The sequence below is a fragment of the Actinomadura meridiana genome (assembly GCF_039537545.1).
Taxonomy (GTDB): domain Bacteria; phylum Actinomycetota; class Actinomycetes; order Streptosporangiales; family Streptosporangiaceae; genus Spirillospora; species Spirillospora meridiana.
Map to the genome: position 1 here is coordinate 108,562 of NZ_BAABAS010000028.1, position 21,978 is coordinate 130,539.

Consider the following 21,978-nt stretch of genomic DNA (forward strand, 5'->3'; position numbering starts at 1 on the left):
GGCGGTCAGGGCGTCAGCGGCAGCTCGAACCACACGGCCTTGCCGCTGGACGTGGGCCGTGCCCCCCAGCGGGTCGCGAGCTGGTCGACGAGGTACAGGCCGCGTCCGCCCTCGTCGGTCTCGCCCGCGCTGCGGATGCGCGGCAGCCGCATGTCGGAGTCGAAGACCTCGACCCAGATGGCGTCGGCGCCACGGCGGAGCCGGAGCCGGAACTCCTTGGTCGGCGGCTCGCGGCGGCCGAGGTCGGCGCCGAGGTTCCAGTCGTCCTCGTCGAACGCGCCGCCCTCGAAAGACCCGGCGTCGAACGAGCCGCCCTTGTAGGGGCCGCCCTCGAACGGCGCACTCTCGAACGAGCCGCCGCTGTCGAAGGGGTCGCCGTCGAGCGTGCCGGTGCCGAAGTCGGTGTTGAACTGGACGGGCGGCGGCGCGCCCAGCGGCTCGCCGCCGCGCCCGGGCTGCCCGGCGGGCACCGGGACGGGCGTCTCGCGGCGCGGCGAGGGCGTGGCCGTGGCGTGCAGGACGACGTTGGTGACGACCTCGGACACGAGCAGGCACGCGAGTTCGGCCTGCTCGTCGGCCATCCCCCAGGACGCGAACGAGTCGGCGGCCATCCGCCGCGCCTCCGACACCATGATCGGCTCGGCGGTGAAGGTGCGCTCCTCGACGGCGAGCTCGTCGCCCGCCGTGCGGATCACGACGATCGCCACATCGTCGTCGATGTCGCCGGGCACCGCCTCGTAGGCGGCGTTCGCGATCGCCTCGACACCGCCGCGTGCGCCGTCGACACCGCCGCGTGCGCCGTCGACACCGCCGCGTGCGGCCTTGGCGACGGCGGCGCGGACCAGTTCCCGCGACTCCTCGCGGGTGTAGTGGTCACCGTCGTCCTTGGGCCTGCGGTCGATGAGGCCGTCGGTGTACAGCACGAGGGTCGAGCCGGGCTTGAGCTGCGTCGTCTCCTCGTTGAAGAGGATCTCGCCGCCGAGCCCGGGGGCGCGCAGGCCGAGCATGCCGCCCTCGCTCTCGAACGGCAGGTCCTCGACGTCGCCGTCGACGATCAGCAGCGGCGGGTCGTGCCCGGCGTTGGCGAACTCCAGCACCCGCGACCAGGCGTCGTACACGAAGTAGGTGCACGACACCAGCGGGGGCCGGACGAGGTCGTCGCTGTTCCAGCCGGACCGCATCCGCTCGGGCCGCGTCATCGTGCGGACCCATTCGTCGAGCTTGCGCAGTATGTCGGCGGGCGGCTTGTCGTCCTGCGCGAAGGCGCGCAGGGCGGCGCGGAGCTGGCCCATCACGGCGGCGGCGCGAGCGCCGCGGCCCTCGACGTCGCCGATGACGAGCCCGACGCGGCCCGCCGACAGCGGGATCACGTCGTACCAGTCGCCGCCGACCTGGGTCTGGATGCCGTGCCCGTGCGACTCCAGCGGGCGGGCGGGCTCGTACCGCCAGGCGATCTGGAGGCCGTCCAGGCGGGGCGGACGCTCGCCGGGCAGCAGGTGCTTCTGGAACGCGAGCGCGGTGTCGCGCTCCTCCCCGAACAGCAGCGCGTTGTCGACGGCGAGCGCGACCCGGCTGGCGATGGCGCCGAGCAGGTCGCGGTCGAACCCGTCGTAGTGCGGGTCGGGCCGCTTGGACAGGTGCGACAGCGCGAGGCTCATCACGCCGAGCAGCTCGCCGCGCACCAGCAGCGGCGCGGAGATCACCGAGGTGATGCCCATGGCGTCGCCGAGCCCTCTGGACGGTTCGGTCGGCGAGGCGAACCGGTGCTGCACCGTGTCCTCGACGAGGACGGCGTCGCGGCGGCTCATCGCCTTCTCGCTGGGATGCCCCGGCGGGTAGGAGACGGGCTCGCCGACCTCGGCCCAGGTGCCGGGCGGCGGCGCCCAACCGCTCGCGTGCCGCGACACCCGCCGGTAGAGCCGGTCGCCGCTGTACAGGTCGATGAAGCAGTGGTCGGCGAACTGCGGGATGAGGGTGTCGGCGACGCGGCGCAGCGTGCTCTCCAGCTCAAGGGACCCGGCGAGCCGCTCGCCGATGCGCTCCATCAGGCCGTAACGGTCCTGTTCGCGCTGGTTGGAGCGCAGCGCCTCGCGCGCGAAGATGACGACGCCGTCGACGGCGCCGGACGGGTGCCGCAACGGCACGGCGTGCGCACGGGTGTAGACGGTGGTGCCGTCCAGCCGCAGGTTGCAGAACGTGCCCTCCCAGACGCCGCCCTTGAGGACGTGCCGAGCCAGCTCGGTGGCCTGCTCGTGGTCCTCCTCGGCGATGCCCAGCGACAGGATGGAGTGCCCGATGATCTCGTCGCCGCCGAACCCGAACAGCTGCCGGGCGAAGGCGTTGCCGTAGATGACGTTGCTGAAGCGGTCGCAGACGATGACCGCCATCTCCATCTGGTTGAGGACGGTCTCGGGTGGCAGATGCGCCTCGTCAGGCGCTTCCCCCCACTGGTTCATGTCCCCATCCCGATACCTGTCGCGGGCCGGGCGGTGGCCGCCGTCCGACGCGGCCGTCCGGCGGCGTCCGGCCGTCGGCGGCGGCGGCCCGTGGTCACCCGGCGTCGCGGCACGGATGCCGCGCGTACCTGTCCCGTCGTATTGAACGACGAACCCGCCGCCGAGATACGCCCGAAAGACCCGCCACTACGGAGATCTTCGGTATAGACCGTCGAGACGGCACCCCGTACATCGGACTTCGGACCCGTACGCACCCCCGCAGCACGCACGCCGACCGTGTCAGCAGCTGCTGACGAAGACGTGTTCGGCGATGTCGCGCGGCAGTTCCGTCGCGGGACTCTCGGCCTCGTCGTCACTGATCACCTGCACCCCGTCATCGGTCGCCCGAAGAGTCACCTCTCGTCCCGGTTGTATCCCTATTTGCTTGAGTCTAAGCATCAGGTCGCTGTCGCTCTGCACCTGCTCGCTGATCCGCCTGATCACGGCCCCGGCGCCCCCTGGGGTGGCCACGGCGGTCATCACCGACAGCGGTGCCGAGTCGATCTCCTGACCACGTCCGCCCAGCTCGCTCAGGCCGGGGATCGGGTTGCCGTGCGGGCAGGTGGTCGGGTTGCCGAGCAGCGCCACGAGACGGCGCTCGACGTCCTCCGACATGACGTGCTCCCAGCGGCACGCCTCGATGTGCACGTCCTCCCAGGGGAGCCCGATCACGTTGACCAGCAGGCACTCGGCGAGCCTGTGCTTGCGCATCACGCGCGTGGCGAGACCGCGTCCGTCGTCGGTCAGCTCCAGATGCCGGTCGCCCTCGACCCTCAGCAGACCGTCGCGCTCCATCCGCGCCACCGTCTGGCTCACCGTCGGGCCGCTCTGCGAGAGGCGCTCGGCGATGCGCGCACGGAGGGGAACGATCCCCTCCTCTTCAAGTTCGAAAACCGTCCGGAGATACATCTCCGTGGTATCGATCAGGCCGTGTGAGGTCACAGCTCCCTCCACTCTTATGGGCAGGAGTCTACTTGCTCGGACCACGCGTTGCCGGGCCCAGCGAATATCCCCCTGAAGCCGGGTAGGGAGAACGCAAGATGAACGCGAGAACTTCCCCAGACGCCACACCTTTCCTGCCTAACGCCCCCGAAAAGCGTTCGGATGTGGACGAGCTGCGCGCCGCCGCGGCCGGTTGCCGGGGCCGCGGGCTCTACGAGAACGCCACGACCGGGCCTTGGCGGAGGCGGGCATCGAGCGCGACGACGTGTACGTCACCAACGCCGTCAAGCACTTCAAGTTCAAACGCGAGGGAAACGGGAAGCGCCGCATCCACGAGCCGCCGAGCGCCGTGGAGATCCGCGCCTGCCGACCCTGGCTGCTGGCGGAGCTGCGGCTCGTGGACCCGGACGTGCTCGTGGTGCTCGGCGCCACCGCGGGCAAGGCCCTGTTCGGGTCGTCGTTCCGCGTGACCAAGGAGCGCGGGCGGCTGCTGCCGCTCCCCGGCCTGGACACGATCGGCACCCCCGCCGCCGGACGGGACCTGGGCGCGGAGCCGCCGGACGGCGCGGGCGCCCGGATCGTCGCGACCATCCACCCGTCCGCCGTCCTGCGCGCCGACGACCGCGACGCCATGTACGCCGGGTTCCTCGACGACCTCAAGGTGGCGGCCTCCGCGCTCGGCTGAGACCGCTGGGAATCAGCCGTCGGCCGAGACGCCCTCCGCCACGCGGGTGTCGTAGCGGAGGAGGGCCGGGACGGCGAAACCGGCCACCACGACCAGGACGGCGCAGGCGAGTCCGCCGCCCACCCACGACGCGGTGGCTCCGGCGACGCTGGCGGTCGCACCCGCGCGGACGTCCCCGAGCCGGGGCCCGCCCGCGACGACGACGGTGAAGACGCCCTGGAGTCGGCCGCGCATCTCGTCCGGCGCGTACGTCTGGAGCATCGACTGCCGGAACACCGCGGACACCAGGTCGGCCGCCCCGCCCACGGCGAGGAGCACCACCACGAGCCACAGCCGTCCCGACAGCCCGGCCGCGGCCACCGCGAGGCCCCAGACCACGATGGAGACGATGAGCGCCACGCCCTGGCGGCGCACGCGCCCGATCCAGCCGGACGACAGCCCGCCGAGGACGGCGCCGATCGCGATCGAGGCGAACAGGTAGCCGACCGCGCCCTCGCCGCCGAACCGCGTCTCGGCCACCTCGGGGAACAGGGCGCGCGGCATCGCGATCGCCATCGCGATGATGTCCACGACGAACGACATCATCAGGACCGGCTGCCCGGCCAGGTAGCGCAGCCCGTCGAACACCGACCGCAGCCCGGGCGAGCCCGTGACGTCGCCCAGCGGCGGCATCGCGGGAAGGCGCAGCGCCGCGTACATGGCGACCGTGAACAACACGGCGTCCAGGGCGTACGCCACCCCGTAGTCCCAGCGGGCGAGGATCACGCCCGCGAACAGCGGCCCGGCGAGCGCGGCGCCCTGGAGGACGGTGAAGTTGAGGGTGTTGGCCGCCGGGACCAGGGGCGTGTCGAGCAGCCGGGGAATGATGGCGCTCCGGGCGGGCGAACTCACTGCGAACCCCACGGCCTGCACCGCCACCACCGCCATGATCAGGCCCAGGCTGTCGAGGCCGAGCAGCGCCTGCGCCAGCAGCAGCAGCGTCGCCGCCCACATCACCAGGGACGAGGCCAGGAGCAGTCTGCGCCGGTCCATGTGGTCGGCGACCGCGCCGCCCCAGAGCCCGAACACGACCAGCGGGACGAGGTTGACGAAGCCGAGCACGCCCACCCAGAACGACGACCCCGTCATCTTGTACACCTGGACGGGGACGGCCACGGCGGTGACCTGGAATCCCACGAACGACACGCCCTGCCCGAGCCACAGCCGCCGGAACGCCGGGTGCGCCAGTGGCCGGGTGTCGATCGCCAGACCGCGCAGCCTGCTCTGGCGCGTGCTCGCGGGCTTCCGGGGGATCTCGGGGGTGTCAGGAGCGTGGGTGGGGGTTGGCTGCTGTTCCGATGTCACGGAGACAGTCTCTCCCGCACCCACTCTCCCTGCTCGTCCCGGGTTGCGAGGCGGTAGCGGATCCGGTCGTGGAGGCGGTCCCGGCGGCCCTGCCAGAACTCGATCGACTCCGGCATGAGCCGGTACCCGCCCCAGAAGTCCGGCAGGGGGACGGAGCCGGGGGCGTCGGGCGACTCCTCGGGCCAGCGTTCGGCCAGTTCGGCGAAGCGGCGCTCCAGGACGTCCCGGCCGGGAATGACGCTCGACTGCCGTTCGCTCGCCCACGCGCCGAGCCGCGACCCGTGCGGACGCGTCCGGAAGTAGTCGGCCGACTCGTCGCGCGACAGCTCGGCCACCGCCCCGGCGACGCGGACCTGCCGGTGCATCGCGTGCCAGGGGAAAACGAGCGCCGCCCGGGGGTTCTCCGCCAGATCGCGGCCCTTGCGCGACGTCAGGTTCGTGAAGAAACGGAACCCGCGCGGTCCGTACCCCTTCAAAAGGACCGTCCGCGCGCTCGGCACGCCATCGCCCGACGCCGTGGCCAGCACCATCGCGTTCGGCTCGGGCAGCCCGAAGGCGTGCACGTCCGCGAACCAGGCCGCGAACAGCGCGAGCGGGTCGGCGGGCAGCGCGGGCTCGGCCAGCTCGCCGCCCTCGTAGGACGCGCGCAGCCGTGCGGGATCTGGCGTTGGGGAGTCCACAGCGTCAGAGCCTCTCACCTGCGCCTTGTGCAACTCGCACGACCCCTGGGTACTGGACGGTAAAGCCCACAGGGTTCAATGGCACGGCACCGCCTTATCACTCCCGGAGACGAAAGGCAGGACGAACATGTCCGACTTCAAACCCGGTCTTGAGGGGGTCGTGGCCTTCGAGACCGATATCGCCGAACCGGACAAGGAGGGCGGCGCCCTCCGCTACCGGGGCGTCGACATCGAGGAACTGGTCGGCCGCGTCTCCTTCGGCGACGCCTGGGGGCTCCTCGTCGACGACAGCTTCGACCCGGGACTCACCCCCGCCGAACCGCACGTCCTGCCGGTCACCTCCGGCGACGTGCGCGTGGACGTCCAGAGCGCCCTGCCCACCCTCGCCCCCGCGTACGGGATGCGGCCCCTGCTCGACATCACCGACGAGGAGGCCCGCGCCGACCTCGCACGGGTCTCGGTGACCGCCCTGTCGTTCGTCGCCCAGTCGGCGCGCGGCATCGGCGTCCCGATGGTCCCCCAGGAAAAGATCGACGCGGCCGAGACGATCACCCAGCGGTTCATGGTCCGCTGGCGCGGTGAGCCCGACCCCAAGCACGTCAGGGCCATCGACGCCTACTGGGTGTCCGCCGCCGAGCACGGCATGAACGCCTCCACCTTCACCGCCCGCGTCATCGCCTCCACCGGCGCGGACGTGGCGGCCAGCATCTCCGGCGCGATCGGCGCCATGTCGGGCCCGCTGCACGGCGGCGCGCCCGCCCGGGTGCTGCCGATGATCGAGAAGGTGGAGCGGATCGGCGACGCCCGCAAGGTCGTCACCGACATCCTCGACTCCGGCGAACGGCTGATGGGCTTCGGACACCGCGTGTACCGCGCCGAGGACCCGCGCGCCCGCGTCCTGCGCCGCACCGCCAGGGAGCTGGACGCGCCGCGCTTCGAGGCCGCGAAGGCGCTGGAGGACGCCGCCCTGGCCGTGCTGCGCGAGCGCCGCCCGGACCGTCCGATCGAGACGAACGTCGAGTTCTGGGCCGCGGTCATCCTCGACTTCGCCGAGGTGCCGACCGCGATGATGCCCGCCATGTTCACCTGCGGCCGCACCGCCGGGTGGGCCGCGCACATCCTGGAGCAGAAGCGCACCGGACGGCTCGTCCGGCCGAGCGCGAAGTACACCGGCCCGGGAACCCGTTCCATCGACGATGTGACCGGGGCCGCGGAGGTCCTCAAGCGCCACGCCGGCTGACCGCCGGAACCCCCGCCCCCCGAACCGGCTTGAGGCCCCCGGCGCCGCCGGGGGCCTGGCTCGTCTTCGCGCGGCCTGGTTTGTCTTCGCGCGGCCTGGCTCGTCTTCGCGCGGCCTGGCTCGTCTTCGCGCGGCTTGCCATCATGGGCGTCGTGGACGACGAGCGGGAGGACGAGGCGGCGGAGCTGCGCCGCTACGAGGCCGAGCGCGAGGTCCGGCGGCGCCGCGCCAACGCCGTGTCGGGACGGGTCGCCACCGTCGCGTCCGCCGCGTTCCTGGCGTTCCTCACCTACGACTCCGTGCGCACCGCCGTCCAGGCCCGTTCGAGGGGCGACGACTGGGTGTACCCGCCCGCCGTGATCGCCGCGATTTGCGCCGTCGCATTGGTGACCCTGCTGACCTGGGCCGTGCGGAGGGTGAAGTAGCCTCGGGTGAGTGACCGAAAGCGCGAATCCAACCATTGACATTCCCGCCGATATCAAGCCCGCGGACGGCCGTTTCGGATGCGGTCCGTCGAAGGTCCGGCCCGAGCAGCTCGCGGCGCTCGCCGAGTCCGGCTCGACTTACATGGGGACCTCGCACCGGCAGAAGCCGGTGAAGTCCCTGGTCGGACGGGTCCGCGAGGGTCTGGCGCAGCTGTTCTCGCTGCCCGAGGGGTACCAGGTCCTGCTCGGCAACGGCGGCACCACCGCGTTCTGGGACGCCGCCGCGTTCGGGCTCGTCCGGCAGCGGTCGCAGCACCTGACGTTCGGTGAGTTCTCCAGCAAGTTCGCCAAGGTCACCACGAGCGCGCCCTGGCTGGGCGATCCGACCGTCATCGCCGCCCCGCCCGGAACCCACCCGGAGGCGTCCGCCGAGGAGGACGTCGACGTCTACGCCCTCACCCACAACGAGACGTCGACCGGCGTCGCGATGGGCATCCGGCGCCCGGCGGGCACCACGGGCCGCGAGGGCCTCGTGCTCGTGGACGCCACCTCGGGCGCGGGCGGCCTGCCCGTGGACGTGGCCGAGACGGACGTCTACTACTTCGCGCCCCAGAAGTGCTTCGCGGCGGACGGCGGGCTCTGGCTGGCGCTCGTGTCCCCGGCGGCGCAGGAGCGCATCGACGAGATCGCCATGTCCGACCGGTACATCCCGGAGTCGCTCAACCTGAAGACCGCGGCCGACAACTCCGCCAAGGACCAGACGTACAACACGCCCGCCGTGGCGACGCTGCTGCTGCTCGCCGAGCAGATCGAGTGGATGAACGGTCAGGGCGGGCTCGACTGGACGACCGCGCGGACGGCCGACTCGTCGCGGCGGCTGTACACGTGGGCGGAGAAGACGTCGTACACGACGCCGTTCGTCGTCGACCCGGCGCAGCGTTCCCAGGTCGTAGGGACGATCGACTTCAACGACGACGTGAACGCGGCGGCGATCGCCAAGGTGCTGCGGGCCAACGGGATCGTCGACACCGAGCCGTACCGCAAGCTCGGCCGCAACCAGCTGCGCATCGGCATGTTCCCGGCGATCGACCCGGCCGACGTCGAGGCGCTGACGGCGTGCGTCGACTACGTCGTCGAGCGTCTCTGATTCGTTAGGCGAGGCAGAGGACGCCGGGGCCGGGGACGAGGCCCGCCCAGACGCGGTCGTCCCCGTCCCCGGCGTTCGGCTTGAACGCGGTGGTCGGTTTGAAGGCGGCGGTCGCGAGGACGCCGGGCGCGTCCCGGCGGCCGGGGCGGCGCTCCATGCCGACCTTCAGGTACGTGCCCTCGCGAAGCATGACGACGCTGACGAAGTCGACCCGCGTGTGCCGTTGGGCCTCCCCGAACCAGCGCGGGTCGGACGCCCAGTAGATGTTCTGGTCGGTGTCCACCGCCACGGTCAACGGGCTGAGCGCGGCGCGGGCCAGGTGGACCTCGGTCGGACGGTCGCGGTCGACCCAGACCAGCGCGGCGCGTCCGGCCAGGCTCTCCAGGACGCCGGTCACCTCGGACGGGCCGCCGCAGCCCGCGAGACGCCGCAGGATGCGTCCGCTGTCGTCGGACCGGCCGGGCGATCCCGGCGCGGCCCGGCGGGTGTGCCCGAGGACGACCGGCGCGCGGTCGAGGTCGGGCAGGTACTCCGGCCGCCAGATCCGGGAGAAGGAGCCGCGCCCCTTCACGACGCCCGTCCGGGGCTCACAGCGGCCGGGCCAGGCGCCCAGCAGGGCGAGGCCCGCCGTGTCGGCACCGCGCTCGTCCGCGAGGGCGCCGAGGGCGACGAACACGTCCGACGCCCGCCCCGGGTCGTCGGCGAACGGCGAACGCACCAGCCCGAACAATCCGCACATGCCGAGTGAGACGCGAGTCGGGGGAGGGCGGTTCGAGTCGCTCACGGCGCCGAATAAGCTCGGAGGGTGAACCGCGCGCCCCGCTGGCTGCTCCCCACCGTGTTGACCGCGCTCGTCCTGGCCGCGGTCCTCGGTGCGCTGCTGAACTGAGAGCGGAGGATCGACGGGGTGCGGAACGGGGATGATCAGGGGATGTCCAGCAGAGGGGGCGTCCGGCTCGTCCTCGCGCTCGTCGCCGCCGGTGGGCCGATGCTCGTACTCGGCCCGGCCGCGTCGGCTGCGTCGGCCTCGGGCATGGCGGCGCGCGACGATGACGTGGCCTTCACGATCAAGGATCCGCGGATCAACGAGTCCAGCGGGCTCGCGGCCAGCACGCGGCATCCCGGCATCGTCTACACGCACAACGACTCGGGCGGCGTCCCGAAGATCTACGCGCTCGACGGGGGCGGCCGGGTCAAGGCCGTCCTGACGCTCGGCGGCGCGGGCGCCCGCGACTGGGAGGCGATGGCGCTCGGCCGCGACGGGCGCGGCCGTCCCGCGATCTTCGTGGCGGACATCGGCGACAACCTCGGCGGCGCCTGGCCGTATGTGACCATCTACCGCATCCCGGAGCCGACGCGGTTGCGGAGCCAGACGCTGCACGCCACCGCGTTCAAGATCAAGTACGAAGACGGCCCGCGCAACGCCGAGACCTTCATGATCAACCCGAGGACGAACCGCATCTTCATCGCCAGCAAGCAGTTCGGCGGCAAGGTGTACGAGGGCCCCGCCAAGCTCCGGACCAGCGGCTACAACACGATGCGCAAGGTCGGCGACGCCCCGGCCATGGCCACCGACGGCGCGTTCTCCCCCGATGGGCGCACCTGTGTCATCCGAACGTACTTCGGCGCGCGTCTCTATTCGGTGGGCCCGGACGGCAGACCGGGCAAGTCGCTCAAGTCGATCAACACGCCGTTCCAGGCGCAGGGAGAGTCGGTGACGTACACGGCGGACGGCAACGCGCTCCTCGTCGGGTCCGAGGGAACGAACCAACCGGTGTACCGGCTGCCGTTGCCGGACGAGGCGCGGCCGTCGCCGTCCGGTAAGGCCGCGACCGGGCACGGGGGTTCGGCGGCCGACATCGAGAAGAGCGACCGCGACCCCGCCGGTACCAGGATGGGCCTGTTCCTCGCCCTCGCGATCGCCGCGGCCGTCGGCTACGGGCTGCTGCGCAGGCGCGGCGGATCGTCGAAGGGCGGGTGACGTAACGGACACCGAAATCGAACTCCGGTACGGATGGGCGGCGCGGAAAGTCCGACCTGACCGACACGATGGATGTCGGTTCCGGACGGCGACGGGATCCTGGAAGGGGGCGTCGGGCCCGCGGCGGCCCGTGTGAGGATGCGGACTGTGGAGCATGAGCTGGTGGGTCTGGCGGGGCCCGGCGGACGGTGGCGCCCCGTCGCCGTCGGCCCGTTCGCCCTGCTCGCGGTGGCGTTGGCACTGCTGCCGATCCGCCCGGTGTGGCTGTGGGCCGGGCTGATCGGCGTCGTCGCCGCGATCCCGTGGCTGCTCGGCGCGGCCCCCGACGCCCGGCGCCGCCTTCCCCGGCCGTACTGGCGGCTGTCCGGGGCCGGTCTCGAACGGATCGGGCCGGGCGGGCTGACCATGGTGTCCTACGAGCGGTCCCGGATCGACGGGTTGGCCGTCACGACCGGCGACGGCGTGCTGACCGTGTTCCACCGGTTCGGACGTACCGCCGTCGGCGGGATGACCTCGATGGGGTTGGAGCCGCTCGCCGTCTTCGTCACGGCGCGGCGGCTCGGGATCCCGATGCACGTCCTGGACGGCGAGGCGAGCGACCTGCTCGACCCGGCGCTGGACGACGCCCTGAACGTCCCCGGGCTGGACGGCGACGTCCCCGGGGGCAGCGTGCTGCCACGTGACCACATGGCGGAGAAGCGGCTGCTCGACCAGGAGGCGGCGCTGCTCGCCGCCGCCTACGAACCGACCGCGCCGGAGCCGGGCGACGACGACCCCGACGACGACACCAATGCGCCCGCTGGCGACAGCGGCGAGCAGCGCTTGGACACGCCCGAGCCGCTGCCGAGCCGCCGCCGGGTCGTGCTGCTCGGGGTGCTGACCGCCCTGCTCGGCGCCGCCATGATCATTCGGATCGCGATGGACGGCACCGGCGAGTTCGGCGCCCGGCTCGCCGCGGGCTGCTGGGCGCTCGCCGCCATCGCGGGCGTGCTGGCCGTGCGCCGCCGCCTGCTGCGCGCCGCGCGGGTCCGCTGGACGATCACGGCGGAGCGGCTGCTGGTGCGGGCCCGTCCCGGCCGCCGCCGCGAGGCGCAGGACCTGCGGGCCGGTGACGTCGCCGCGGTGGTCGTCGGTCCCGGGCTGCGGCTCGACCCGGTGAGCGGGGAGCCGCGCCGCGCCGAACTGGCCGCGCTCGCGTTCGGGCACCGGCTTGAGCTGATCGCCCGACTGCCCGCCGACGGGCTGGACGGCTTCCAGCTCGCGCACGCCCTCGACGACCACGGCTACCGCGTGATCACGCCGGGCGCCCGTCCCCCGCGCCGTCCCCCGTACGGCCTTGAGTGGCTGCCGGAGATCTTCGCCCGGGTGCCGGGCGGCAGGCTGGTCGTCGCGGAGGGCGGCCTCGGCTGGGCCGACGCGGGCGGCGACATCGTCATGAAGATGCCCGAGGACCGCATCGGCGGCATCGAGCTGCTGACCATCGCCGGGCACGCCTGGGTCCGGCTGTACGACACCGACGGCGACGAGTTCCTCGCCGCTCCCCTGTCCGCGCTGCGGATCTCCCGCACCGACCTGCGCGAGGCGGCCCGCCGTGCCGGGCTGCCCGTCAACGACGCCGAGTACGACGCCTACCTCAGCGCCGCGTTCCACACCGCCGTCTCCACGCTGGCCGACACCGGCACCGCGCCGGAACCCGCGCCCGCGTCCCTGCCCGCACAGAGCGCCGCGCAGGACGGCGGCACCGACGTCGAGGCGCCAGGGAGCGGCGGCGGGGCGGGCGACCATGACCTCCTGCCGGACGTGTCCGCCTCGCCCGACCCCGTTTCGGCGCCGGGCGCGCTGCTCGACGCGACCCGCCGGTCCCGGGCCGGGACGTACGGCATGAGCGTCCTGCTGTGCGAGGCCGTGGCGCTGCTGGGCGCGGTCTGGCTGGGGCCCGACCTCGGCGGGTTCAACGCCACGGCGTCCTGGTCGGTGCCCGCCGGGCTGATCGTCGGGCTGGTCGGCTACTGGCTCTACGACCGCAACCGCGCGCAGCTTCGCGTGTCGTCCGCCGGGCTCGCGGTCGTGACCCGGCGCGGCAAGGTCGAATGGGATCTCGGCCGCGGCCGGGTCGGCGGCGTCGGCCTCGACGAGTCGGCGGAGCACCTGCCGCGCCCGGTGGTGGTGTGGAGCCCGTCCGGGCGGGTGCTGCGGCAGGTCGGCTTCCAACCCGACCCGGAGGAGTTGCGCCGCGCCTGCGAACGCTACGGCCTGCCCTGGGGGCCGCCGGACGCGGACCGTCCCGCACCGCCGCCGCCCGAGCTCTGACGCAGCGACCACGACTTCAGCGGCTCGTAGGTCAGCTCGCGGTACTCCTTGCCGGGCAGGTGGCTGCGCATCAGCTGGACGGACCCGGCCGTCCACGGCGACCCCGCGAACGCCGACAGCGACTCCAGCAGCGGCCGCACGTCCACCGGGCTCCTGGACCGCGCGAGCGTCAGATGGGGGCGGAACCCCCGGTACCGGTCGGGCAGCGTCCCGACGCGGCGCCCGGCGGCCGTGGTGGACGCCGCGAGCCGCGCCACCCGGCGGCGGTCGCCGAACAGGCCCGTCCACAGGACCCTGGCGTGGGTGCCGCTGCCCGGGAACGCCCCAGCGCCCGCGAGTGACAGCGACATCCGTTCGTGCCGTCCGACCGCGCGTTCCAGCCTGGGAAGCAGGCGGGTGAGGGTGCGGTCGTCGACCTCGCCGAGGAACGTCAGCGTCACGTGCAGTAGTTCGCGTCTCACCCAGCGCAGTTCGGGGATCGCGTCGCGGTGCGTGAGGACGGCCTCCTCAAGCTCGTCCAGGACGTCCGGTGGCGGCACGAGCGCCACGAAAAGCCTCATAGGAGCGTCCGGAGGGCCACTCGGCCAGCATTTCAGCAGATGGTGCCCCGTGTCACGTGGGCTGGCTCATGCGGATCGGGTCACGCGGGTGGAGCGCCGTAGCCGCCGGATCCTGGCGAGGGCCGGATGATCCTTGGCGGCCAGGGCGCCGACGGCGAGCGCTGCGACGACGGAGATCATGCCACCGGCGACGAGGCTCGTCCGGGCGCCGAAGTGCTCGGCGACCCAGCCGACCGTGGGGGCGCCGATCGGGTTCGTCCCGAGGAACACGAACATGTACAGGCCCATCACCCGGCCGCGCATCTCCGGCGCGACGCCGAGCTGGATGCTGGAGTTGGCCGCCGTCATGATCGTCATCATCGCGATGCCGGTGGGGATCAGCAGCACCAGGAACGACCAGTACGTCGGCATCAGGCCGGTGACGACCTCCAGCGCGCCGAACGTCAGGCCCACGAGCACGAGCAGCCGCAGCCGCGGCCTGGCCACCCGGCGCGCGGCGATCAGGGCGCCGCTGAGCGCGCCGATCGCGAGCATGCTGGACGCGAGGCCGAACGCGGACGCGTCGGAGTGGAAGACCTCCTTGGCGATCAGCGCGACCGTCGTGGAGAAGTTCATGCCGAACATCGCGAGGAGCCCGACCAGAACGAGGATCAGGATCAGGTCGCGGCGTCCGCGGACGTAGCGCAGGCCCTCGCGGAGTTGCCCCTTGGCGCGTTTCACCGGTTCCGACTGGTACAGCTCGTCCGTCCGCATGGCGTAGAGCCCGAACAGGACGGCGCCGAACGAGGCCGCGTTCACCAGGAACACCGGGCCGGTGCCGATCACCGCGATCAGCACGCCCGCGACGGCGGGGCCGAGCAGGCGGGCGCCGTTGAAGGTGGCGCTGTTCAACGCGATCGCGTTCGGTAGGTCGCGCTTGCCGACCATCTCCACGACGAACGACTGGCGGCTCGGGTTGTCCAGGACGGTGGCGAGGCCGAGACCGAACGCCAGCAGGTACACGTGCCAGACCTGCGCCGCACCCGTGACGGCGAGGATGCCGAGGACGAGCGCGAGCATGCCCATCGCCGTCTGCGTGAGCATCAGAACGTGGCGCTTGGAGTAGCGGTCGGCGACGACGCCGCCCCACAGGCCGAACAGCAGCATCGGCAGGAACTGGAGCCCGGTGGTGATGCCGAGCGCGGTACCGCTGCCGTGCGCGAGTTCGAGGACGAGCCAGTCCTGCGCGATGCGCTGCATCCACGTCCCGGTGTTGGACACGACCTGGCCCGCCGCGTACAGCCGGTAATTGCGGACGCGCAGCGACCGGAACATGCCGCCGGAACGCGGCCCCTCCGGTTCGCCGTCGGCATCTGGAGGCTCGGCGGGTTCCGGAGGTTCGGGCGGCTCAGATGCTTCGGGGACTCCGGGGACTCCGGGGACTTCAGCGGTCTGGGGCACGTCGAGTTCTTCCGACACGTCCATGGCCCTGGGGGTGGACGCGGGACGCGCGCTGACGCGGACGCCGGTCGGACGGCGACGGCCATGCGGCGCGGACGGGGACGGGGAGGTCTTGGCAGCGGGGGGAAGGACGGCGGCGCGGCCGATGCGCGCGGGGCGGCTGCCGTGGGGTCGGCGCGTCGCGGACCCCTCGGGCTCGTCCAGGCTTTCATTAGCAGAAGTCATTAACACTGCTAACGGTATCTGGAGTCCCGGCATTCCGGCAAGCGCGGGTAAATCGACCAAGTCGGTCAACGATCAGGGTCGGTCAACGATCGGGGTCGGTCAGGAACGGCTGAGCTTGTCGATGACCGGCGCGGCCCGGCGCAGGACCTCCCGCTCGTCCTCGGACAGCTCGCCGAGCCTGCGGGCCAGCCACGCCTCCTTGCGGCGCCGCTCGTTCGCCAGCAGGTCGGCGCCCGCGTCGGTCGCGGTCAGCACGGCCTGGCGGCCGTCGGTCGGATGGGGCCTGCGCGCGACGAGCCCGCGATCCTCCAGGTAGGCGATCACGCGGGTCATCGACGGCGGCTGCACCTTCTCGTGGTCGGCCAGCTCCCGGGGCGTCATCGACCCATGCCGCTCCAGCGCGGCGAGCGCGGCGAACTGCGTGAGCGACAGCGGGGCGGGACCGGCCGCGCCGGGATCGCCGCCGGGATGCGCGCGCAGCGTCCGTAGACGGCGCGACAGCCGGGCGATGGAGATGCGCAGTTCCTCGGCCAGGCCCGGCGCGGGTTCCGGGCGCCCCCGGTTCGTTGGTGGTGTCATAGGCGTTGGTGGTGTCATCGGCGTAGTCATTGTGCTCGTTCTCCCGTGCTGGCCATGCTGCCTCCCCCTACAAGCATGTCCGTAACCTGGTCAAGTTGCGACAACTCTTCGGCTCACACGGCGCGTAATCTGATCTCATGACGCGACCGCGCCGCCCGGACCCACCGCCAATGCAGACCAACGACGTGCGTATCGCCGCCGCGGGCGCCGCCGCGTGGGCGGTGGCGTTCGTCGTCCTGCTCATCGTCGGGTTGCCCTCCGACGACCGCTGGTGGCTGTGGGTGTGCGTGACGGGTTTCGCGAGCGGCATGTTCGGCGTCTGGTACGTCCCGAGGCTTCAGGCCCGCCGTGCCAGCCAGTCGGCCGCGCGGGCCGCGCGTCGCCAGCACGCCGACTAGCGGTCGTCGGCCGGGGGTTCATCGACCGGGGATTGCAGGTCGGCTTCGGCGAGGAGGACGGGCAGCGTCTCCGGGGCGCGCAGGACGGCTTCGACCATCAGCCGGGCGGTCCAGTCGCCGGTGGACCATGCCAGCGCCCTGGCGAGCCCTGCCGGGCCGCTCGCGTGTACTTCGCCGTCCCGTGTCCACCAGGGTACTTCCTGGCCGTCGACGACGAGCCGATCGTGCGCGAGGTAGTCGGCGGGCGCATCCGGTAGGACGGCGCCGACCACTTCGGGGATGGGCCGTTTCTCGCCCTCCGACTGGACGACGCCTGGAACCTCGTCCCCGGCGAGGGGCAGGTCCAGGAGTTCGGCCAGGTGGACGTCGCGGCCCTGGGCCGCGATGACGAGCGGCTGACCTTGGAGGAGCGGGAGGAGGTCCGGGGTGTCCAGGACGAGGGCGTCGGCCGCGTCCACGACCTCCACTTCGCCGTCGACGACCGCGCGGACGTGTTCGGGGGATTCGATGCTCGCGTCAGGGGCGTCGGCGAGGGCCGTCCAGAGACTGCCCAGTTGGGCGCGGGTTACGGTGCGTGCCGGGTCGCTGAGGCGGTCGAGCAGTTCTTGGGCGCCGCCGGGTTCGTCGAGCAGATCGGCCAGCGATGTACGGACGCCCAAGGCGAGGAGGAGACGCTCATCCAGGCCCTCTGGGGCGAGGTCGTAGAGGCCCTCCAGGGATTCGTCTCCGTGGAGCCTGAACTGGCCGGGCTTGCGTCCGTCCAAGACGGGGTTACGGCTCAGCCACCACGCCGTGTAGGACGGGACGGCCACGCGCCGTCCGTTGTGCAACGCCACGTGGGCGGGGTCGACGATCGCGGCCCGCCACGGCGGTCCGGCAAGGACGCGCAGCGCGGCGGACCAGTCGTCGACGAGTTCGAGGTCGCGGACGGCCACCAGCTCCGGGACGAGCGGCGGAAGCTCCTGCGGGCCGGTGCGCCGCAGCACGTCTTCCGCCCAGAGGTCTTCGTCGTCGAGATCCAGGGTCTCGGCGTCGTCGGCGAGGCCGGTGAGGTTCACGTCCTCGGCGCGCGCGAGGGCGAACCCGTCCAGGACACCGGCGGCGGTGAGCGCGTCAGCGCCCCAGCGTTCCAGCAGTGCCTCGTCGACGATGCCGAACGGCGCGTCGTCGGCCATCAGGTCGCGCAGCGGGCTCTCGGGCAGGAGCAGCTCGCCCGCCGGGTACAACTCACCGTCGTCGGCGGGCAGGGCCAGCTCGGCGAGCCAGGGCTCCTCCCCCGGGTCGATCCGCGCCGCCGCGACGAGCCCGAGGACGGCCTCGGCGACCGCGCCCGGATCATCGGACTCGAACGACTCCGCGACGGCCGCGCGGACGCCGGCGTCGGCGAGGACGGCCCGGGGACCGGCCTCCACGGCGCCGAGCCGCGCCAGCAGCGGGTGCACCGCGTCCGGGTGGACGAACCGCGGGCCGAGCGCGTCCAGGCCGCCGGGGTCGACGCCGTCCGCGATCAGCAGGCCGCGCGGACCGCGCACGACCCGACCGGCGTCGCCCGCCAACGGCACCGGGAGGGCGCCCAGAGCGTCTGTGGCGGCCCCGGCGAGCGCTTCATACACCCGATGCCACCACACCGGTTCGCGGTCCACAGCGGCCAGCTCGTCGACGACGTCGGCCAGCTCGACCCGCCGGACCCCGAGCGCGGCGAGCGCCGGGCTCCGCGCGGGCCACTCCGGCGGCAGCAGGCCGGTCACGACGTCGCCCAACAGGTCGATGAACGGGGCGGGCGCGTCGACGGCGACCGCGTCGCGGCCGCGCGTCCGGTGGGGCAGCAGCGGCGCCTCGGGAAGGCGTTCGCGAACACCGCGCCTTACCCGGGCGTCCAGTTCACCCGCGCCGATCGGGCCTGGCACGAGCGCGAGCACCTGCGGCGAGACAGGAAGCTCGCCCAAGAGCCGCACGTACGTCTCGGCGGCACGGTCGACGAGGAAGTCGGTGAGCGGGCCGGGCGCGACGTGCCGCCGGTCTGGTGCTAGCGGGAACGACGCGATGAGCAGCGCGGGCAGATCAAGCCGTTCGTCGCTGGGCGTGGGCGCGTGCAGCACGCTGGGCGTGCCCTCGGGTAGGCCGTCCTCTGGCAGCGCCCACCGCAGTTGCCAGAACGGCCGTGCCCGTTCCTCCACGGGACGGTCTTCGAGGAGGGCGGCGGGGATCTCTCCGTGCGCCTCCGCCGTCCGCCACACCGCCCCGTCGATGACCGACTCACCCGACGGACGATGCTCGGCGACCAGTTCGCGGACGTCGCCGTCGATGTCGATCTCGACGCGCTCCAGCGTGGGCAGGGCCAGCATCAGCGCGGCCCCGGCGCCCTCAAGCTGCCGCCGGACGGACGCGACCGCGTCCTCCCGCAACGGCAGCCGCACGACCGTGTCGAACCCCGCCGGGATCGCGGGCGGGTCGTCCTGCTCGAACGGCAGCCTCAGCAGCGGGACGTGCCCGCCCCGCCGATCCAGCTCCTCGGCGAGCGCCGGAACGCCGTCCACCAGTTCCCGGGCCCGATCGCGCGACCACATCACCGCACCGCCGCCGGACGCGATGGCGGGCCGGTCGCTGACGGCCACGACCGCCGCGAACCCGACACCGAACCGTCCGGCGGTGCCCGCGTCGTCGCGCTTGGACGACGCCCGCAGGGTGGACAGCGCCTCCACGCCCGCCGCGTCCAACGGCGCGCCGACATTGGCCGCGGCCAGAACCGGCCGCGACGCCGACCCGTCCAGCGTCAGACGCAGCCGCCCGGGGACGGCGGCGCGCAGCGCGGCGTCGGCGGCGTTCTGCGCCAGCTCGATCACCACGCGGTCGCGGTAGCCGCCGAGGGCGAAGTCCTCCTCGGTGTTGGCGTCCTCGCGGAACCGGGCCGGCGACTCGCTCCAGGCGCGCAGCACCCGCTCGCGCAGTGCCCGCGTGCCGAGATCGGGCACTCCGAGGTCGGACATGGTCAGCTGTGGCCGAGGGCCTCGTCGTCGAGGGACACGACGTCCTCGTCCGGCACGACGACCTCCTCCGCCGGAGCGTCCTCCGGCCCGGGCGACAGCACCACCTCGTAGCCCAGCTCGTCGATGACCGGCGGGTTGTGCTCGGACACCGCCGGAATGGAGACCGCCTCGGAATGCGCGCCGCAACCGTGGTCGGCGGACACGACCCGCCCGTCGTCGGGGGCGTACTCGTTCGCGCAGACCCCGAAGACCTGCCGCAGCTCACCCGCCAGCGTCACGAAGAACCCGCAGGTGGAGCACTGCGCGGGGGCGGACGCGGCGATCGGCGCGCGGGGGCCCCCGACGCCGTCGTACCAGCGCATGGCGGTCTCGTCCCGGCCCTCCCGGGACAGCACCCGGACGCGGCCGAGGCCCGGCTCCCACTGCGCCTGCCGGTCGGCGGAGTCGTCGACCTGCGTGAAGCCGGGCGCGAGCCGGATGTCATCGGGCGCGGTCGGCAGCAGGTCGCCGGGGCCGAGGTCGCCCGGACGCAGCCGCTCCAGCCACGGCACCCACGGCGGCGCCAGCAGCGCGTCGTCGCCGGGCAGTAGCACGCATTCGCTGACGGTGACGAGCTTGGCGCGGCTCGCCCGCGTCACGGTCGCCGCCCACCGCCAGCCCGCGTAGGCCGGGTCGAGCGACTCGAAATAGTGGGTGACCACACGGTCGCCCTCGGCGCGCAGGCCGAGGTGATCGCCGACCTGGTCGGGATGGGCGGTGCCCTCCACGGCCGCGCGGGCGACGTCGACGGCTTCGGCGCAGGCCGTGTCGACGACGGGCGGGCGCGTCCGGCGTGCGGTCCGGGGGGTGCCGGGCCCGGTGGTGGTGCTGGCGGACGCGGAACGCCCGGGGCTGGACTGAGGCAGTGGGCTCACGTGTCAATTCTCACCCATGAAACGACGTGGCCGCGCACTTCACCATGCCGCGGTATGGAAAACAACCACCGGGGTCTCGTTGGTGAGCACGTCTCCCAGCGGGGAACGTACCCTCGAACGAGAGGGGCCGTGCCTCGGCAAAGAGCCTGGAGACACAGGGGAGAGATCAGGGCGCATGGGTGACCGGACGCGGTTCGGGCGGTCCGTACGCGCCGGAGCGGGGGGCGCGGCACGCACGGCGCGCGGCGCCGGTTCCGCGATGGCGCGGACGGGTCGGCTGACCCGGCGCGTCACGCACGCCCATGGCGCGGGCCGCAGCGGCCTCGGCAGCCTGATCGAGGCGTCCGCGTTCAACTCCGCCGGGGACGCGCTGGTGACCGTCGCCCTCGCCGGGACGCTGTTCTTCGGCCTGGACGTCGACCAGGCGCGCGGCCAGGTCGCCCTCTACCTCGTCGTCACGATGGCGCCGTTCGCGCTGGTCGCGCCGCTGATCGGCCCGGCGCTCGACCGGGCGCGGCACGTCCGCCGGTACGCGATCGCCAGCACGTTCGTGCTCCGCGCGCTGCTGTGCTGGACGATGGCGAGCGCGCTGCCGCACGGCGACCAGGTCACGTTCCTCCCTGCGGCGTTCGGCGTGCTGGTCTTGTCGAAGGCGTTCGGGGTTTTGCGCGCCGCGGTGACTCCGCGCGTCCTGCCGGACGAGATCACGCTGGTCACGGCGAACGCGCGGTCGGCGTTCGCGGGGCTGATCGCGGCGTCGATCGTCGCCCCGGCGGGCGCGGGCCTCGCGCTGCTCATCGGCGCCGACTGGGTGCTGCGCATCGGCACGCTCGTGTTCCTGGCGGGCGTCGTGTTCACGATGCGGTTGCCGCGGCACATCGACGTCCCGGAGGCCGAACTCGCCGCCGAACCCGCACGCACGGACGATCAGGCGGCGGAGGGCGACGAGGGGCCCGAGCGCCCGGCGCGGCGCTGGCGGACGCTGCCGCGCGTCGGCCCCGTCGTGGCGGAGGCGATGCAGGCGAACGCCGTGCTCCGCGCCCTGTCCGGCTTCCTGATCATCTATCTCGCGTTCTTGCTGCGGCAGGAGCGGTTCGACCCGGTGTCGCACCATGTCGCGCTCGGCCTGCTCGCCGCGGCCGCGGGCGCGGGCGGGCTGATCGGCACGGCGCTCGGCGCGTGGATGAAGGCGCGGGCGCCCCGGCTGATCGTGTCGGCGACGCTGGCGTCGGTGACCGCCGTCGCCGCCGTCAGCGCCGCGTTCTTCGGCCTGTGGGCGGCGCTGGCGGTGGCGGCCGCGGCGGGCCTCGGGCAGGTGCTCGGGAAACTGTCCATGGACGCCGTCGTGCAACGCGAGATCGGCGAGGAGATGCGCTCGTCGACGTTCGCGGTGTCGGAGACGCTGCACCAGCTCGTCTGGGTCATCGGCGGACTACTCGGCCTCGGCATGTCGATCGTCGCGGACGGCCGGGTCGCGCTCGCGATCGTGTCCGCCGCGCTCGCCGTGGCGCTGGCGCTGCTGCTGCGGCGGCAGGCCGTGACCCGCCGCCGATCAGACCACCCGCGGCCCCCGCCCACGATCAAGGACGCGCACCCCGAGATGCACACCTGACCCCGGGCCCCGAA

Annotated in this window: 19 protein-coding genes; 9 read left to right on the forward strand and 10 right to left on the reverse strand. The window is 73.1% G+C overall.

The annotated features are described in order from the left end of the window. Positions 1–5: 5 nt before the first annotated feature. Complete coding sequence (locus ABD808_RS35055) at positions 6–2,456, reverse strand: SpoIIE family protein phosphatase (protein WP_344906627.1); 2,451 nt, start codon at positions 2,454–2,456, stop codon at positions 6–8. Here ABD808_RS35055 and ABD808_RS35060 point away from each other — a divergent pair. Further along, positions 2,455–2,601, forward strand: a complete 147-nt coding sequence (locus tag ABD808_RS35060) for a hypothetical protein (RefSeq protein ID WP_344906630.1) — start codon at positions 2,455–2,457, stop codon at positions 2,599–2,601. The genes ABD808_RS35055 and ABD808_RS35060 overlap by 2 nt on opposite strands. 134 nt (positions 2,602–2,735) lie before the next feature. On the opposite strand, the gene ABD808_RS35065 is transcribed toward ABD808_RS35060, so the two are convergent. Further along, complete coding sequence (locus tag ABD808_RS35065) at positions 2,736–3,437, reverse strand: iron-dependent transcriptional repressor DtxR (RefSeq protein ID WP_344906633.1); 702 nt, start codon at positions 3,435–3,437, stop codon at positions 2,736–2,738. 235 nt (positions 3,438–3,672) lie between these two features. On the opposite strand from ABD808_RS35065, the gene ABD808_RS35070 reads away from it, so the two are divergent. Continuing rightward, positions 3,673–4,122 (forward strand): uracil-DNA glycosylase family protein, encoded by a 450-nt coding sequence (locus ABD808_RS35070; RefSeq protein WP_344906636.1) that lies wholly within the window; start codon positions 3,673–3,675, stop codon positions 4,120–4,122. Between the two features lie 12 nt (positions 4,123–4,134). Here the strand turns inward: ABD808_RS35070 and ABD808_RS35075 are convergent, their stop codons facing one another. Continuing rightward, positions 4,135–5,466: an MFS transporter gene (locus tag ABD808_RS35075; RefSeq protein ID WP_344906638.1), complete on the reverse strand. Its 1,332-nt coding sequence runs from the start codon at positions 5,464–5,466 to the stop codon at positions 4,135–4,137. After that, positions 5,463–6,146 carry a pyridoxamine 5'-phosphate oxidase gene (gene pdxH / locus ABD808_RS35080; RefSeq protein ID WP_344906641.1) on the reverse strand — a complete coding sequence of 228 codons (684 nt, stop codon included), beginning with the start codon at positions 6,144–6,146 and terminating at the stop codon, positions 5,463–5,465. Before pdxH ends, ABD808_RS35075 begins: the two co-directional genes overlap by 4 nt. A 127-nt stretch (positions 6,147–6,273) precedes the next feature. Between pdxH and ABD808_RS35085 the strand changes: the two genes are divergently transcribed. The 3 genes from ABD808_RS35085 to serC all read left to right on the forward strand — a co-directional run bounded on the left by ABD808_RS35085 (position 6,274) and on the right by serC (position 8,958). Next, on the forward strand, positions 6,274–7,386 hold the full coding sequence (locus ABD808_RS35085; RefSeq protein ID WP_344906643.1) for a citrate synthase 2: 1,113 nt from the start codon (positions 6,274–6,276) through the stop codon (positions 7,384–7,386). A gap of 152 nt (positions 7,387–7,538) precedes the next feature. Next, complete coding sequence (locus tag ABD808_RS35090; protein WP_344906646.1) at positions 7,539–7,811, forward strand: hypothetical protein; 273 nt, start codon at positions 7,539–7,541, stop codon at positions 7,809–7,811. 10 nt (positions 7,812–7,821) lie between these two features. After that, entirely contained in the window at positions 7,822–8,958 is a 1,137-nt protein-coding gene (gene serC / locus ABD808_RS35095; RefSeq protein ID WP_344906648.1) for a phosphoserine transaminase, read from the forward strand. 4 nt (positions 8,959–8,962) lie between these two features. Here the strand turns inward: serC and ABD808_RS35100 are convergent, their stop codons facing one another. After that, positions 8,963–9,742, reverse strand: a complete 780-nt coding sequence (locus ABD808_RS35100; RefSeq protein WP_344906650.1) for a class II glutamine amidotransferase domain-containing protein — start codon at positions 9,740–9,742, stop codon at positions 8,963–8,965. Between the two features lie 147 nt (positions 9,743–9,889). Between ABD808_RS35100 and ABD808_RS35105 the strand changes: the two genes are divergently transcribed. Both ABD808_RS35105 and ABD808_RS35110 read left to right on the forward strand, forming a co-directional pair. Beyond that, on the forward strand, positions 9,890–10,939 hold the full coding sequence (locus ABD808_RS35105) for a hypothetical protein (RefSeq protein WP_344906653.1): 1,050 nt from the start codon (positions 9,890–9,892) through the stop codon (positions 10,937–10,939). Positions 10,940–11,077: 138 nt separating this feature from the next. Next, entirely contained in the window at positions 11,078–13,249 is a 2,172-nt protein-coding gene (locus ABD808_RS35110) for a hypothetical protein (RefSeq protein WP_344906656.1), read from the forward strand. Here the strand turns inward: ABD808_RS35110 and thpR are convergent. From thpR to ABD808_RS35125, 3 genes are all read right to left on the reverse strand, one after another. Further along, positions 13,186–13,809, reverse strand: coding sequence for an RNA 2',3'-cyclic phosphodiesterase (thpR, locus tag ABD808_RS35115; protein ID WP_344906659.1), 624 nt, complete (start codon positions 13,807–13,809; stop codon positions 13,186–13,188). The two genes, ABD808_RS35110 and thpR, sit on opposite strands and share 64 nt — an antisense overlap. A gap of 66 nt (positions 13,810–13,875) precedes the next feature. Further along, positions 13,876–15,123 (reverse strand): MFS transporter, encoded by a 1,248-nt coding sequence (locus tag ABD808_RS35120; RefSeq protein ID WP_344906713.1) that lies wholly within the window; start codon positions 15,121–15,123, stop codon positions 13,876–13,878. A 450-nt stretch (positions 15,124–15,573) separates the two neighbouring features. Beyond that, positions 15,574–16,053, reverse strand: coding sequence for a MarR family winged helix-turn-helix transcriptional regulator (locus tag ABD808_RS35125; protein WP_344906662.1), 480 nt, complete (start codon positions 16,051–16,053; stop codon positions 15,574–15,576). A gap of 137 nt (positions 16,054–16,190) precedes the next feature. On the opposite strand from ABD808_RS35125, the gene ABD808_RS35130 reads away from it, so the two are divergent. Continuing rightward, entirely contained in the window at positions 16,191–16,451 is a 261-nt protein-coding gene (locus ABD808_RS35130; RefSeq protein WP_344906665.1) for a DUF2530 domain-containing protein, read from the forward strand. Here ABD808_RS35130 and ABD808_RS35135 read toward each other — a convergent pair. Then, positions 16,448–19,438 carry a sacsin N-terminal ATP-binding-like domain-containing protein gene (locus ABD808_RS35135; protein ID WP_344906668.1) on the reverse strand — a complete coding sequence of 997 codons (2,991 nt, stop codon included), beginning with the start codon at positions 19,436–19,438 and terminating at the stop codon, positions 16,448–16,450. The genes ABD808_RS35130 and ABD808_RS35135 overlap by 4 nt on opposite strands. Positions 19,439–19,440: 2 nt before the next feature. Then, a complete protein-coding gene (locus tag ABD808_RS35140) occupies positions 19,441–20,352 on the reverse strand; it encodes a DUF3027 domain-containing protein (RefSeq protein ID WP_425549015.1) in 912 nt (303 codons plus the stop codon). 175 nt (positions 20,353–20,527) lie between these two features. On the opposite strand from ABD808_RS35140, the gene ABD808_RS35145 reads away from it, so the two are divergent. Further along, complete coding sequence (locus ABD808_RS35145) at positions 20,528–21,964, forward strand: MFS transporter (RefSeq protein ID WP_344906671.1); 1,437 nt, start codon at positions 20,528–20,530, stop codon at positions 21,962–21,964. Positions 21,965–21,978: the final 14 nt, after the last annotated feature.